General features: G+C 59.1%; 16 protein-coding genes. 7 read left to right on the top strand and 9 right to left on the bottom strand.

Annotated features, from left to right (window positions below; translation table 11 throughout):
• Positions 1-4 precede the first annotated feature (4 nt).
• The 3 genes from EPO61_02245 to EPO61_02235 are packed head-to-tail and all read left to right on the top strand — an operon-like array spanning position 5 to position 1,528.
• Complete coding sequence (locus tag EPO61_02245) at positions 5-742, top strand: sigma-70 family RNA polymerase sigma factor (protein ID TAJ10654.1); 738 nt, start codon at positions 5-7, stop codon at positions 740-742.
• A complete protein-coding gene (locus EPO61_02240; GenBank protein ID TAJ10653.1) occupies positions 739-1,071 on the top strand; it encodes a hypothetical protein in 333 nt (110 codons plus the stop codon). Before EPO61_02245 ends, EPO61_02240 begins: the two co-directional genes overlap by 4 nt.
• Positions 1,072-1,096: 25 nt before the next feature.
• Positions 1,097-1,528, top strand: coding sequence for a hypothetical protein (locus EPO61_02235; GenBank protein TAJ10652.1), 432 nt, complete (start codon positions 1,097-1,099; stop codon positions 1,526-1,528).
• Positions 1,529-2,089: 561 nt separating this feature from the next.
• Here the strand turns inward: EPO61_02235 and tcmP are convergent.
• The 6 genes from tcmP to EPO61_02205 form a co-directional block, all read right to left on the bottom strand.
• Positions 2,090-3,220: a three-Cys-motif partner protein TcmP gene (gene tcmP, locus EPO61_02230; GenBank protein ID TAJ10651.1), complete on the bottom strand. Its 1,131-nt coding sequence runs from the start codon at positions 3,218-3,220 to the stop codon at positions 2,090-2,092.
• 9 nt (positions 3,221-3,229) lie between these two features.
• A complete protein-coding gene (locus EPO61_02225; protein ID TAJ10650.1) occupies positions 3,230-3,970 on the bottom strand; it encodes a phage Gp37/Gp68 family protein in 741 nt (246 codons plus the stop codon).
• Between the two features lie 296 nt (positions 3,971-4,266).
• Positions 4,267-4,902, bottom strand: a complete 636-nt coding sequence (locus tag EPO61_02220) for a hypothetical protein (GenBank protein TAJ10649.1) — start codon at positions 4,900-4,902, stop codon at positions 4,267-4,269.
• A 21-nt stretch (positions 4,903-4,923) separates the two neighbouring features.
• A complete protein-coding gene (locus EPO61_02215; GenBank protein TAJ10648.1) occupies positions 4,924-5,508 on the bottom strand; it encodes a flavodoxin family protein in 585 nt (194 codons plus the stop codon).
• A gap of 250 nt (positions 5,509-5,758) precedes the next feature.
• Positions 5,759-6,403 carry an inorganic pyrophosphatase gene (locus EPO61_02210; protein TAJ10686.1) on the bottom strand — a complete coding sequence of 215 codons (645 nt, stop codon included), beginning with the start codon at positions 6,401-6,403 and terminating at the stop codon, positions 5,759-5,761.
• Between the two features lie 370 nt (positions 6,404-6,773).
• The gene (locus tag EPO61_02205; GenBank protein TAJ10647.1) at positions 6,774-7,646 is read right to left on the bottom strand and encodes an HDOD domain-containing protein; all 873 of its coding nucleotides are present in this window, start codon (positions 7,644-7,646) and stop codon (positions 6,774-6,776) included.
• A 617-nt stretch (positions 7,647-8,263) separates the two neighbouring features.
• On the opposite strand from EPO61_02205, the gene EPO61_02200 reads away from it, so the two are divergent.
• Together EPO61_02200 and EPO61_02195 are read left to right on the top strand one after the other, a co-directional pair.
• A complete protein-coding gene (locus EPO61_02200; GenBank protein TAJ10646.1) occupies positions 8,264-8,911 on the top strand; it encodes a hypothetical protein in 648 nt (215 codons plus the stop codon).
• Positions 8,912-9,007: 96 nt separating this feature from the next.
• Positions 9,008-10,402: a tail fiber domain-containing protein gene (locus tag EPO61_02195; protein TAJ10645.1), complete on the top strand. Its 1,395-nt coding sequence runs from the start codon at positions 9,008-9,010 to the stop codon at positions 10,400-10,402.
• Positions 10,403-11,786: 1,384 nt separating this feature from the next.
• On the opposite strand, the gene EPO61_02190 is transcribed toward EPO61_02195, so the two are convergent.
• The 3 genes from EPO61_02190 to EPO61_02180 all read right to left on the bottom strand — a co-directional run bounded on the left by EPO61_02190 (position 11,787) and on the right by EPO61_02180 (position 13,030).
• Positions 11,787-12,284: a hypothetical protein gene (locus EPO61_02190; protein ID TAJ10644.1), complete on the bottom strand. Its 498-nt coding sequence runs from the start codon at positions 12,282-12,284 to the stop codon at positions 11,787-11,789.
• 88 nt (positions 12,285-12,372) lie between these two features.
• Entirely contained in the window at positions 12,373-12,564 is a 192-nt protein-coding gene (locus tag EPO61_02185; GenBank protein ID TAJ10643.1) for a DUF3565 domain-containing protein, read from the bottom strand.
• A 16-nt stretch (positions 12,565-12,580) separates the two neighbouring features.
• Positions 12,581-13,030 carry an isoprenylcysteine carboxylmethyltransferase family protein gene (locus EPO61_02180; protein ID TAJ10642.1) on the bottom strand — a complete coding sequence of 150 codons (450 nt, stop codon included), beginning with the start codon at positions 13,028-13,030 and terminating at the stop codon, positions 12,581-12,583.
• 370 nt (positions 13,031-13,400) lie between these two features.
• Here EPO61_02180 and EPO61_02175 point away from each other — a divergent pair, with 370 nt between their 5' ends.
• Both EPO61_02175 and EPO61_02170 read left to right on the top strand, forming a co-directional pair.
• Positions 13,401-13,901, top strand: coding sequence for a hypothetical protein (locus EPO61_02175; GenBank protein ID TAJ10641.1), 501 nt, complete (start codon positions 13,401-13,403; stop codon positions 13,899-13,901).
• A gap of 73 nt (positions 13,902-13,974) precedes the next feature.
• Complete coding sequence (locus EPO61_02170) at positions 13,975-14,694, top strand: hypothetical protein (protein TAJ10640.1); 720 nt, start codon at positions 13,975-13,977, stop codon at positions 14,692-14,694.
• The last annotated feature ends 76 nt before the right edge of the window (positions 14,695-14,770 follow it).

The raw sequence follows: 14,770 nt of genomic DNA, 5'->3' as shown, positions 1-14,770 counted from the left end.
GGCGGTGGCGGAGAGGCGGGGCTTCGGCTATGCTAGCCGCACCCCCGCCTCCGTTTCTTTCCGGGTGGAAGCCGGGGCGGCCGGTTTGCCGGTTTCCCCATCCGAGCGGTCGAGCAGCCGAGAGGACGTGACTGGCTCCATGGCACAGGCGGAACAGGCGCTCACGGATGCCGAGATCATCCGGCTCGTCGTGGGGGGAAAGACCGACGCCTTCGAGACCCTGATCGCGCGCCATCAAGCCCAGGTGTTCAAGATCGTGGGCCGGCACGTGCCGCGCGCGCAGGTCGACGAGGTCGCGCAGGAGGTGTTCGTGCGCGCCTTCACCTCGCTGGCGACGTTTGCGGAGCAGGCGCCGTTTCACCACTGGCTGGCGTCGCTCGCCGTGCGGACCTGTTACGGCTACTGGCGCGAGGCCTACCGGTCGCGCGAAACGTCGATGAGTGCCCTCTCCGAAGAGGGCCAGATGTGGGTGGAGCACGTGTTGACGGAACAGGCCGGCCGGTCGTTCCATCAACAGACCGCCGCGCAGGAGGCCAAGGCGGTGCTGCACTGGGCGCTGGATCAGTTGTCCCCCGAAAATCGGACGGTGCTCACGCTGGTGTACCTCGACGGCTTGTCCGTCCGTGAGGCCGCAGCCCTGTTGGGCTGGAGCCAGGTCAACGTGAAAGTGCGCGCGCATCGCGCGCGCCTGCGCCTGCGCACCCTGCTGCTCGGGCTGGTGGAGGAGCGAGGAAATCCATGAAACCTTCGAACCCGGCGCGCGAAGACAAGATCCGGAAACTGTTCGAACACCTGCAGGCGGCCCACCGCTCCGGGCCGGAGCCGGCCGCGGGAGCCGACTGGCGGGCCGGGGTCATGCGGGCCGTCTCCCTGAGCCGGTCGCCCGGACGGCCGGCGCCCGGCTCGTTCCCCCTGGATCGTCTCGTGTGGCGGACCGCCATGGCCGCAAGCCTCGTCGCCGCCCTGCTGGTCGGCTATCTGCTCGCCCAGCCGGCAAGCGCGGACCTCGTCGCCTCGCTCTTGTTCGACGATCCGGCCGAGACGCTCGTGGCTTCGCTGTCCGATCTGTGAGCCAACAGGAGAAAAAGGAGACGCCATGAATCGCCTGAATCCTTGGAAAGTCTGGGGAGGCCTCACCCTCCTCTTCCTGTCCGGCACGCTGATCGGCGGGGTCGCCACCCACTGCTACCTGCAGTCCCAGCTCGAGAGCCGGTGGGAAGCAGGACCCAAGGCCAAGAAGCCATGGATGATGCAGCGGCTGACGCGCCACTTGGACCTGACCGCCGACCAGCAAACCAGCCTGGGACCGATCGTGAGCCAGGCGCAGGACGATTTGCTGGCGCTGCGGGCGCAGCAGCAACCCCAAGTCGAGGCCATCTGGAACCGGACCCTCGCCGCCGTCAAGCCGGGGCTTCAACCGGAGCAGCAGCAGAAGCTCGACGAATTCGAAAAGAAATTACACCGACGCTGGCAGGCATCGCAGGACTACCTGAAGATCATCCAGGACAGGAATCCGCCCGCGAAGTGACGGCTGAAGCGATGGCATTGGAGAGCCGGGGTCTGCGACCTCTTACCTTCAGTCTTATCAGAACTGCGGCTGACGAAGAAATGGACGGAGGCATGCGGCCTCTCGTTTCCAAAGTTTCTAAGAGCGTCGGCTGACGAAGGAGGAAGGGGGGCGAGGCCATTTGGGGGCGATCTCTGTGCTCGCAGAAGGTGGGAGGAGGACGCCCTATTGGTCCTGTGCTCCCGGAGCGCGCGCCCTCAGAAGGGCCTCGCTCGACGGCCGCAGTTGGACCAACAGGGCATCCTTTTAGGTGAAAGAGGCTGATTAGGATGCGCGCAGTTGAGGCCGCCCCCAACGACCTCGCCTAAAAGTGTAGAGACGCCGCCGAGAAGAAAAAAACAGAAAGGCGATGGGCCGCTTGCAAACCCATCGCCTTTAACGCTTCGCCCCGTTCCATGTGTCGCTAACTACGCCGCATCGAGGGTGATCGACGTTTAGTGGGAGGAGAAGTGACGATCAGATTCCTGGCAGGATGAACAGACAGTGGTTTCAGGAAATGGCTCCTGATACTTTATCTCCGTCTCATAGAAACATGACTGTTGTGCCTTCTGGGTAAGTCCCTTTTCGGTTCTGTTTGCCAAGTGGCCTTTGTACTTTGATAAGCGGTATGGATTCTCTCTCCATTGGAGCGAGAGTTTTTTGTTTAAGATGCATCGCTTCTGAATAAGCGGTTTCTTCCAGTACAAATCTCTCGATTTCTCCAATGGCTACAAAACCTTGTCCTCTAAACTTTTCTTGCAATTGATAACGAAGTCCAAGATCCTCACCGGATTGCAATAGTACCATCTGCCCGGCATCCGTTTTATCAGAGAATATCTGCCCACTTAGCGGATCAGCCTTCCACATTGCTTGCTTCATCACGCTTAGCCCTTTTCGGTTATTTGTTCCAAAAAACAGAACGTACTCGGCTTGATTGCTTCGATCAAACATGGAAAAAGTTCGAACAAATCTAAATTTTGCTTTGTCCGTAAGCTGCTTACGATAAAGTTCAATCATCTTGACCATGCGTTCTTTGGGATCAGGCCCAGCAAGCAGAGATTTCCACTCGTTTGTATCAAAGAGTTTATCGATGTGCGCTTGGATCCAGTCTTCTGGTTTGCCCCCGTGTCTAACAATCGATTCGTATACAAACGTTATGAGACACTCGCAACTCGGATTACGAGCCATACGTGCTATGACGTCGAGGGGTACGCCGCTATACCCAAACGGATCGATAAAAGCAAAGGTTGGGGCAAGCAGTTTTCCTCTGCGCTCAATTGCATCAAGAAGCTTTGTCATCTCGGAAGCAAACTCTCCGTTTATGACTTCGTAACTAACCCACTTGGGGATCGGAAATTGTGCTTCTAATTGGTTCAGTTCTTCTGTTAAGGCCGCCGCTCTCTCTTGATCCTCTTCGATGAAGAAGAAGCCTACATCGCATCGTCTTTTTGGCGACTGAAAAAGGGGATTACCGAGAAGGGTCTTCAATGCAATAATCGGTGACCCTTCTTCTCCTTTGCTATACCTTCCAGGACCTGCAAAGGCATCAATGTACACAATACGTCCATTGAAGCTTGCCATTATTGGCAACCATGCCTTCAGATACCTCTCAAGAATAAGATGTTTTGCCTGAGTGTGTGGCTCAATGGGCCAGCGAGTAGTGCGAGGTGGCATTCGGTGAGATTAAACCAGACTTGTTTGTTGCAAACTAATCTCTGTCTCTGGCATTTCACTCCAAACTCTGCGATCTAGCCGTCGGCCTCCTGCCTTTGAGGTAATTCCACCCCACTGCTTAAAAAAGAATGGCACCTGGGCATGGACACACTGGTCCCGTATCTCGCGAACCCAGTCGGCTTCAACATGGCGATAATTTGGCCCGCTTTCACCTCCGACAATCACCCAGGATATTCCCTTCAACGGCAGGTTAGAAATTGGACCTAGCAAGGGTTCAATTGAGAGGAAGCGTACAACAGCTGGAGCCTGCAATAGATATTTGATCCTCCACGTGTAATCGTCATTCTCCACTGACACTCCCTGCCATACGTTCTTTGGCCAAGGAAGTTTCGGCGCAAGCTCCGCCAATCGCTCTGCCCGCTTAGTGAGAATTTGAAAGCGATGCCAATGAGCTTGCTCCATGATCTCAAATGCTTTTACTATGAAGTCGTCCGGAACCTCTTCATGGAAGAGATCGCTCATACTATTGACGAATATCTTCTTGGGTTGCTTCCATCGCAGAGGGAGCGTTAATTGATCCCCGTGGAGGGTGACATCAAAGCCATTGGCGTAGCGTGGATTGCCCATCGCTTTGAGACGAGCAGCCAGCCTCTCGGCATAGCAATTCTTGCAGCCCGGACTGACCTTTGAGCAACCAGTCACAGGGTTCCAGGTAGCGTCGGTCCACTCTATAGCTGATTTGTCGCCCACATAGCCTCCGCTGGACAGGAATTATAACCCTATATGGTAAATGAGTACACAGGGTCTCCTTAATGTTCCGAGCGGGAACGGGTCCATCAGCGACGCGTTCCCGCCACCCCTCTTTCCCTCCAAAGGCTGAAGTCCTTTCTCTAAGGCGGTCTGGTTGATCCCTCACTGCGCGCGTCCAACGAGGGCCTTCTGAGGCCGCGCGTTGCGCGAGCAAGGGGAGTAACCAGGCCGCCATTCCTGCCGTTCGTCATCCGCGATTCTTAAAGTGCCAACAAGACGCACGAGGCGTCCAGCTATTATTCGAAGAGTCTCTTAAAGCCTGCCTTGATTTGGTCCAGCCCCTCGCGCATGTCGATCTCAAAGGTGTCGGCTTTCGCCTGCGCCACCTTACGCTTCTCCTTGAGCTGGGTCTTGAACGTTTGTAGCTTGGCGAGCAGCTCCTGCTTCTTGGATTCCAGCGTGGCCTGCTGCTTGGCCTTCTCGACCTCAAACCGGCCCTTCAGCGCGTCCAGCTCCGCCTCCAGGGTACTGGCCCGGCCCACCAGATCCTCCCACAGCCAGCCCACTTCGAACGCGGCCCCGATCAGTTTCTGGTCCGCCGCGGCTTCGAACTCGCGCAGGGCTTTCAGAATCTTCGTCCGCTGCTCCTCGAACGTGTCACGGGCGTCCGCCTTGCCGAGCGCCAACTGCACTTGCAGGTGTTCGAGCTTGGCCTGCACCTCGCCCTTCGCCTGCTCCGCCACCCCTTTCGACTTCTGCACCTCGGCCTGGACCTGCTTCAAGACGTCCCGCAGCTGCTGCTTGCGCTCCTCCAGCCGCTGCAACCCCTGTTCCTTCGTCTGCGTCAGCTGGGCTTCCAGCGCCAGCGCCTGGTGCTCCAACGCATCCAACTTCTTGTCGAGCGACGCTCTGAGTGCCTTGATTCGCGACATGGGCCCCTCCTCTGTGACAGCCTATTTCCCTTGCTCCCCCAACGCCCGCAGGCGGTCGAGCCATCCCGCGCGCTGCTTGTCGGTCATCCCTTCTATCGTCCCGATCACGGTGCTGTTGATGGGACCGATGCCGGAGAATCGGAGAATGTGATCCAGGCTCTTGAGGCTACGGGTGAGCAATAACCATCGGTAGACGAAGGCCGGCATGCCCATGGTGACGACAATGCGGGCCGACTTGCCGGTGAGGCGCTTCTTCGGGAAGCGCCTCCGCTCCCCCGGGGTGAACGCGAAGCCGGGGCGAAAGACTTGTTCAAAGAACGCTTTGAGGAGGGCGGGCATGTCGCCCAGCCAGAGCGGATAAAGGATGACGAGATGGTCCGCCCAGGCGATCGCCTCCTGGGCCAGCCGGATTGAGTCCGGCGGCCGGCCTTGCTCAAACTCCTCCTTGGTCCGCAGGAGGGGAAACTCCATCTTGGCGACCTCGAGGCGTTTGACTTCGTGGCCCCCGTCTTCGCCGCCCTTCGTATACTCGTCCGCCAGCGCATGGCCGAAATGGCGTGCCTGGGCATCGGGATGGCCCTGGACGATGGTGATGCGTCTGGACATGGAGCGGCCCGTCCTGGATTCAGGAACCTGCCGGCTGGAGATGAGATAGGCTACGTGGTATGGGGAGTCCTGTCAATCCGACCGGGTGGCTGATACCTCCGAGCGGGGACAAGTCTACGAGCGGCTTGTCCCCGCCACCCTCTCTCCCTTTAGCGCAGTCATGAAGGGGTAGCAGGGCCCTGAGCGAAATTCGCCGGAGAAGCGGGGCGCCCTGCTACCCCCGCCTCTGTTCTTCAGTCGCGGCTTTTCTTCAAGCCAGATTCTTCGGCCAGCGCGATTCCAGTTCCGGAAAATGCGCCCGGTAATCGGCATGGCTGGCGCGGATCACTTTCAACGCTTCCCCCCTGCCATAGACGCTCGTAATCTGGACCTTGTGTTGCGTGGTCCCCGGCGCGTGCTTGTAGGTGAGGAAGTAGTGCTGGAGGCGGTCGATCAAGGTCGGCGGGCAATTGGCGATATCGGTATAGCCGCCGTAGACCGCGTCGTCTTTCATGACGGCGATGATCTTGTCGTCCGCTTCACCTCCGTCCAACATGCTGAGGCCGCCGATGGGCAGGGCCGTGAGAAGAATGTCGCTGTGGGGAATGGTCTTCTCCGTGAGGACGCAGATGTCGAGGGGATCTCCGTCGCCGACCACGCCCTGCTTACTCGCCCGCGCGGCGAACATGGCGGCGACCCGCTCGCCGCAGAAGGTTTGCGGCACCAGCCCATAATAGGCGGGACAGAGGTTGGAGAAGCGCTGCGGACGATCGACCTTGAGGAAGCCGCTCACCTTGTCCACTTCGTATTTGACCGTGTCGGTCGGCACGATTTCGATGTAGGCCGTCACCACCTCCGGCGCCTCGTCTCCGATGGAGACCCCGTGCCAGGGGTGGGCTCGATACATCAAGTTCATCAATCGTTGATCGCGCTGCTGGGCACCGTCTTTCCCGCTCATCTGTTTATTCTCCCACACATGGTTCGGAGGCGTGACGGCCCAGTGTACCTGAACTGCTCCGAGCTGGTACAGAGCCGGTCGCGAGTTGAGGCGGGCCGCTGCAAGGAAAGAGTCGGGGCTCAATAAGACCCCCCTGAAACGCAGGATGGCCTTTGCGAGAGGGAGCGCCTTTAAGGGGGCTTAGCCGGAGGACCGGAGGATATGGCCGCGATCTGCAACCTCGACGTAACCGACGCGCAAGAGCTCTGCGGGGCTCCTGCCCACAGAAGCCGACAAGCCGTGCCGTGAGGTGGGATTCGTGCGCGGTTGAAGCCGCGTGCCCGCACGCTCATGCGTCGGCGAGTTTCTCGCAGGTGTCCTTCTCCAGGAGTTCGAATGCCTGTGGCGTTAAATCAAAGTGGGCGAGGACCGACGGCCCGGCAAGGTCCCAGTCATGGAATTCCTCCCGGTGGCCGAGGCGATAATTGATGATTTCCGCCATCGCCAGGAGCGCGGCCGCGTTCGTGAGGGCCTCGATGTCCTCGTCCCGCTGGTCCGTCCGCTTGCTCGCCGCAAGCAGATCGTAGGCGCTATGATGATAGCGGATGCTGAGGCAGATGGCATTGGGCAGCTTCCAACTCCTGGCGACGAAATACCCCACAAGCGCATGGTCCGTGCCGATACGCTCATCTTCCACGGCCGTGATCGAACGATTGATGGTCGTCTTGGCCGTCCGCATGACCTCCAGATATTCCGGATGCTTCTGAAACAGCAACGGAATGCCGCAATCATGGAACAAGCCCAGCAGATAGGCCTGTCCGTGCGGCATCGCACATAGTTCCCCGGCGAGTGAAGACATTATGATGGCCACATTTTGGGCTGAGTCAAAAAACCGATCCAGGTCGGGGAATTTTGCCGCCTGCATCGCCGACCGGAGCGACAACGCCGTCACGAGATTCACCACATTATCGAGCCCCAGCAAAAACACCGCCTGCGAGATGGACTCCAGCTTTCGCCGGAGGCCGAAGAGGGGCGAGTTGACGGCCTTGATCACGGCTCCCGCGACACTGATGTCCCGCTCGATTAGACGGGCGATCTCGCCAAGACTCGGCTCGGCCTTGGCGCGTTCGCTGTTGATGCCCGTCAGGGTCGCGGGCATCGGGGGCAGGATGATTCCTTTCAACGACTCTTCGGTTGGCTCCTCCATCGTCACGTTCAGCATGATGAGTTCTCCATGAATTCGGGCGGGATCGTCACGGCCACGGGGGAGGCCCCGCAGTCCTTATAAATTATATCGTCATACTCTCATCGGTCAGGACGGCTGCGGACTTAACCGTCCAGCGTTCGGCTCACGGATCGGAGCGGACCGAGCGCCCCATCACATAATATTAATTGATGGAAAGCATCGACTTGCCGATCTGCCGGCGCCGATTTTGGGGAAGAACCGGGTACGACCACTCGGGCTTGACCGTAGATCCATCGGAGCCGGGAAAAGTTGCGGGATGGGCGGGATGCGGGGTCTGCTCGACTGATGGGGGTTAAACCAATGGAGCGACAACGGCAAACGGAGGCTAGGACCTACCCTGCTCATTGACTAGAGCGGGCGAGCTTACATAACGGTTATCATCTCACTGCTCTTAACCTCATAATCCATCACGTTTCCTCCGTCTCCTGGATTGCCTGCGGTTCACTTCCAGTCTAGATACTGACAGCATCCGCCGCCGTACCAATACTGGTCATGTTGAGTAATGATACTTGTTTAATTCGCCTTGACAGGAGGATTGGGTCAAGATACGTATGACCATGCACTGCGCCAAGCTCTAACCAGGGAGGCACTCGATGAAGGCACGGCTGATGGCTTTGTTAACAGGAACGTTCGTACTGGCGTTGGTGATGACGACTAGCGCGGGCAATAAATTGCAACATGGGCATGTGGACTCCGATGATGGCGGCACACTCTCCCCATCCATCGGGATTATTCCAACGGGGGGCCTGCTCGCCTACGGTGGTTCATCGGCTCCATCAGGGTATTTGTTGTGTGACGGGTCGGCCGTCTCCCGATCGACCTATGCAACGCTCTTTTCGACGATCGGGACCACTTACGGGGCTGGTGATGGGAGTACAACATTTAATTTACCAGACCTGCGTGGACGATATCCGTTGGGATCAGGCACGGGAACGGGTGGAGGAGTCAGCGGATCGGGTGCGCCGTCGGGTGGATCGTCGCTAACGGCCAGAAGTCAGGGGGACTGGGGTGGAGAACAATCCCATACTTTGACAGTGTCAGAGCTTGCCTCACACAGTCATGACCCGATCAACCGCGATATTCGAACATCTGCCTTTACTGGATCTACGGGAGTATCCGTCTTGGCAGCAGATAATACCAGCGGCACCACATATACTATTAATACGAGCAGTACTGGCGGTGGCACGGCACACAACATCATGAATCCCTTCATCGTGACCAACTTCATCATCAAAACATAAAGGGAAGAGACCCGAGAGATTCTCGTCATGTCAGGAATATAGTGGTACTTGCGCACTCCCACATTTCAACCAAGGAGGAATGAGGTGAGATACATCATGGCTAGTGTAACGATTGGAGTCCTTTTGTTGCTTGCCATCGCTCCGGCAAGTTGGGCGGGCAATTTCTTCGATGTCTCCGATGGTGGAAATGTGGGGATCGGTACCGCATCCGCCGGAGCACTCCTGGACGTGGCCCGACCCAATACCACCTCCAACACGGAACTATTTGATATCCGAGCCAATGGATTCACGCAAACGATCTCCAGCGGCCTGACCAATGCCCGGTTCAATCTCTTCAACCAATACACACTCAGCGCGGCATCGGCCCAGACCGTCACGAACGGGACGACCCTGCATATTGCTGGCCCTCCGACAGCGAGCGGTTCCGGGCCGGCCACCATCACCACAGGCTCAGCCCTCCGCATTGCTGGAGGAACCGTGGCCAACACCACCAATGCCTATGCCCTCTACGTTGATGCCCCGACCGGCGCAACCAATAACTATGCGGCAGTTTTCTCAACGGGCAGAGTGGGTATTGGAACTACAGCACCCGATTTTCAGCTCGATGCTCGACAATCTGCAAACACGCCCGCTGGTCAGTTCCGTGTTGACGGTACAGGCATTCAGACAGCTCTGCAGCTTGCAAACAGAAATACTTCCGGTGGTGCAGCAGGAGAAGGTCCAGAACTAACTTTTGTAGGCGGTGCAGGTTCTGGTGCTGGCCCCAACATTGCTTCTATTTACGCAGCTTGGAATGGGTCAGCAACTACTGATGGATATTTGACTCTTAACACACGACGGGGAGGATCGATTACGGAAGCGGTCCGAATCGCATCGAGTGGCAATGTCGGCATTGGAACGACAAGCCCTAATGCTCCACTCCAAGTCGTTGGCTCCGGTACTGGTTTTGATGTGCTTATTGGGCGGGAAACAACAACCGCAGATACGGAACTGCGGATCAGCCGAAGCGCAGTTAATAACGGGGACATGACGATCGAAGCAAACAGGTATGCCCAAGGGCCAGGAAATCTTATCTTCCAACCGAGCGGAGGTAGTATCGGTATCGGGACAACCAGTCCTGCTTACTTGCTCGATGTGGCTGGTTCTGCCCATGCATCTAGTTTCCCAACCTCGTCCGATATCCGACTCAAGAAAAATGTCGTTCAATTAACGAGCGTGTTGCCGAAGCTAGAGAAGATCAAGGGGGTCGCATTTGATTGGAACAGCACCTATCAGGCCATGGGACGAGCAACCGGACATCGTGAGGTCGGACTCATCGCTCAAGAAGTGGAAGTGGTCTTCCCGGAACTGGTCACAACGTGGGGCGAACAAGGCTATCGAGCCATTGACTATGGGAGACTGGCAGGAGTTCTCGTCGAGGCGATCAAAGAGCAACAGGCAGAGATCCGGGAACTGCAAAAGGAAATTGCTGCTCTAAAACACGGCCAATAGTTCTGAACCAAGTCGCTGGCGGGTGGGGTGGGCCTTAAAAGTGGCCTCCCCCACGCACCATCTCGTGACTGAAGGGAACTTTCTCAAGAAACTAGTAGGTGCCACTGTGACGGCTGGAGTCATAAAAGCGGGTACGGCAATCAGGGCATCGATAGGGATACAGCCGACGGACGAGATAGAGGAAGTCTCGCCAGCTCTCACGAGCCACACGGTGGGCTCGTTTGCCACATTTCGGGCACCGGACTCCAGGAATATTCCTTGCCATGGTGAAAGCCTGTGCCTGCGTGAGGCTTCTCTTGGGATTGATTTATATCGGAATCCGCAACCCCCACGCAACCAATGTCAGGAAGGTACCTGTGGAGGAAGCGGGCATCGTTGATTTCCTGGCGCCGGCGAGTGGAATTGAACCACCGACCTGCTGATTACGAATCAGTTGCTCTGTCGATTCCGGTTCACTGTCAGAGGACATACCCGTTCCATGGGGAACGGAGACAACCGTTCTACGGTGTCCGCTCTTTGGATAGTTGCTTGAGCTGTTGGTACTCATGTCGTTCACAGGCCGCTTGCACGTTGGCAAAGTAGGGCGCCCGCTGTGCGCAGATGGTTCGCGCTTCCTCCTTGAGCGCGTCGTCCACTTCCTTCTCCAGTTCCTTCACCTGCTCCTCAACGTTTCTCGGCGGCCGGCGGTCCTGCTGTACCTGGCTTGTCGGTCGATTGAGGGAAGGGGGTGACGGTTGCTCTCCGGACCCCGCGCAGCCGGAGAGGCTACCGCTGACGACCGACACAACTATCAACCACAAGCATGTCCTTGTCATGTCATCCGTTTCCAGGCAGGCCCTTGAGTCGGTCCGCCGTGGCCGTTGTGAGATATCGCCGGCAAGTATAGAAGAATTCGCGCGAAGTTTTCTGGCCATGCCGGTTCTAGCGGGGACAGGTCTATCGGTTGCCTGTCCTCGCCATTCTCTTCTTTTCTTCAAGCCGCGGAAGGAACAGATGGGCATGGAGGCTGAGGCACGGCGGATATTTCCGAGCGGGAACGGGTCCACGAGCGACGCGTTCCCGCCCCCCCTTGTCTTCTCATAGCCGACGGCCTTCCTCTAGGGCGGCTTGGTTGATCCCTCACTGCGCGCAGTTCTTTGCATCCTTCATTCCTTTGGAAGGATGCCCCTGTTTGGTCCAACTGCGGCCGTCGAGCGAGGCCCTTCTGAGGGCGCGCGCTCCGGGAGCACAGGACCAAACAGGGGTGTTCTTCCAACCCCTCCCCTTCTGCGAGTACAGGGGATCGACCCGGCCGTCACTCTCTGCCGTTCCTCGGCCGCTGCTTTTCGGATTTCTGATTGCGTAGTTCGATTTGTCGCATGCGACGAAGGCACGTCGCATTAGATCAGTAGGCCGGCTTGGTCCCCACCACCTTGTCTTCCCAATGCACCGGCTTCCCGCCCTGTCCCGGCAGGCTGTCCACGCTGGTGTTGGTGACGAGGGTCATGGGGGTGAAGAGGCCCCCGGTTTCGTATGCGGTCTCCGTGTAAAACCTGGTCGTGACCAGGCCGGTGGAGCCATAGAAGACATCCAGATCGTGCTGGACGTCGGGCGTGCCGAGGCCGTGGAAGAAGAGTCCGTAGAAGGGGACCGGAATGTACTCCCAGATATTGATGATCGAGGAGGAACGGCGGTACGACCAGCGCTCGAAGGTCGCGCCGGACAGGTCGATCACTCGTTTGCTGTCCGGCTCGCCCAACAGGGCCGCCACTTGTTCCCTGGTCGTCTCCCCCGCCTTGATCTGGGTCATCGCCTCGCGGTCGGCCAGACCGGCATTCCCGAACGAGACACAGCCGCCCAGCAGCAGCCAGCACAAACCGAGACTCAACCGGTGGCCGTTCATCTGTCGTCTCCTCTCACTGAGGCAACCCTGTCGCCATCCGAGCCCCGCTAGTCTACCGAAGCGCATCGGGTTTCGCCAGCTTCTTGCGTCAGGCCGGCTCGTCGCAACGCTTGCAGTCCAACTCGGTCCCGAGGCGACCGGTCCGGCCCTCCTGGGTGCTCACCCAGGGCCGTTTGATCCACGGCGGATTGTGCCGCACGTGCTGCCCGTGGCCGCAGTCCAGATCGGCCACCCAATCCCCCTGCTCGTCCTGATGGAAGCCCTGTATCCTGCGTTTCATGATACTCCGATGCCGATCACAGCAGGAAGGGGATCAGCCGCTTGGTGCCGGCCCTGTATCCGGAATAGTCGGCGAAGCGCCGGGCGAGGAGCTCTTCCTCGTAGGTCAGCTTCATCCAGAGGTCTATCACAAGGACCAGCCAGATCGTGATGCGAACCAGAGACGGGTGCTCCAGCACCAAGCCCAGCGTGAGCAGCAAGACCGCCGTATACATGGGATGCCGGACATACCGGTAGGGGCCCCGGGTCACCAGCGTCGCCTCGGCCCGAACGTCGGGCAAGGCGTTGAGGGTGCCAAGCGGCATGGTCGCCAGGGCCCAGGCCCCCATACTCAAACCCAGCACCATCAACGCCTGTGCCGCGAGGCCGGCCGGCAGCAGGGGGCCTGTGAAGAACAGGAGACCCAGGCACCCGAACTGAATGCCGACCAGCAAGGAGGATTTGACCCGGTTGGCTTCTTGCGTCATGGTTCCGTCGTCCTTCCCCGGTGGCCCCGGCCGTCCCGCTCCACACCTGAGCCATCCTATCATCATACCGACCTTCGGTTGAACCGGCGGCTCTTTTGCGAAGTATCGTAATTGATGCCGCCGGAGAAGCGCCTCAAGTAGTCTCTCTTCCGGTCTTCTTTGAACCGCCCCCTTCGATCAAACGGGGGGAGAGGTTGTTTGCCGCCCCTCATCAGAAGACTTGTCGCAGCGACGCCTCGTCGGTTGCAGTCAATGCCGTCGTGAATCAGGGCAAAGGCTTGACAGGCAAGCGCGGAAAGCCTAGCCTTCAGCCTGAATTCTACGCAAGGTACCAGATCCACCATGAGGGCTTCAGGATCGTGAGGCACCGATGAAGCGAAGACGGATGCGGGCTCCGCTCGCCTGCTGGCTGGCGGCCAGCCTGCTCGCCGGGTGCGCGCTGCAGGAAGCCTCGAAGGACTATGCGGTCAGCCGGATCGACGAAGCCATCGCCCGGTACAAGGCCGAGTCCGCCAAGGTCAAACTCGGCGATTCGCGGGACAAAGTCCTGGCGCTGCTGGAGCCGACGCAGTTCGAGCTGGAAAGCAACGAGATCAAGGCCCCGGTGGCCTTGGAGGGCGAGATCGGTTCCACGGGGGACCACGTGGTCGTCGTGCACTTCTTCCGGTCGGCGCGCCATGCCGACGAGGCGCCCGACGCCAGGGGACTCCCGCCGGACGACAACTTTACGCCGTACATTTTTACGGACGATGTGCTCACGGGGGTAGGCTGGCCGTCGTTGCTCAGTCTGCGGGTCAGGAAGCCGGCCGAGCATGACCCGAAAAAGGGCAACCCCTGCGACATGCTGGGGCCGATGGCAGGCTGCTTCTAGCCCACCGGCCGAGGGCTGCCGGCTGGCCGGCCGGGCACAGAGGAATCGCGTCATTCATGCGGCAAGGAGGAAGATGATGAGACATGGGCAGGCACTGTCGGTAGCCCTGACGCTCGCCGTGGCCACCGCCGGGTGCGTCACCAAGGAAACATACGATCTCGCGGTGCAGGAAACCGAGCAAGTCCGGGTGGACCTGGACCGTGAACAGGCCCAAATGAAGGCCCTGGAGCAGCAGATCAAGAGCATGGACGAGCACACCAACCAGCTGCGTGACGAAGCCAAGCTGGCCGCGGCCGAAGTGCAGCGGTTGCGGGACAGCGGCGACAAGGAATTGTCCGGCGTCGACGGACGCGTCAAGGAACTCGATCACAAACTGAAGGAGCTGGCGGCGCAGAACAAGACGTTGCAGAGCCAGACGCACGATCTCAAGAAGCGCAACGCGTCGCTCGAGGCCATGGTCGCCAAGTCGCAATCCAATCTGAAGGAGCAGCAGCGAGCCGCGGCCGCGATGGGCGGCCCCGGCTCAAGCTCCCGCCCCAACGGCCCCGCATCGGGACCCCAGGGAGGATCGCAAGTCAAGCCGGCGGGGACCGCTCCCGGTTCGCAAGCCGCCCCCGGCGGCGCCACGTCCGCCCCTCCGGGCCAGGTGGCCGGCGCCAAAGCGCAGGACGCGCAGGGAGGCCCGTCGTCCACGCAGGGGAAGGCGGGGGAGCCGGTGCCCACCCAAGAAGACCTGGGCCTGATCGCCACGATCAAGCATTGGCTCTCGACCATTTGGCACTGGATCTTCTGATTCGGGGGCCATGGTCGAACACCTCATCCATGCGGTGATCATTCCGTGTGTCGCCGGCCTCTCCTACCATGCCGGC

This window comes from Nitrospirota bacterium, from assembly GCA_004296885.1.
Lineage (GTDB): Bacteria > Nitrospirota > Nitrospiria > Nitrospirales > Nitrospiraceae > SYGV01.
The sequence above is the reverse complement of the archived record's forward strand: the minus strand, read 5'-3'. Positions and strand labels throughout refer to the sequence as shown.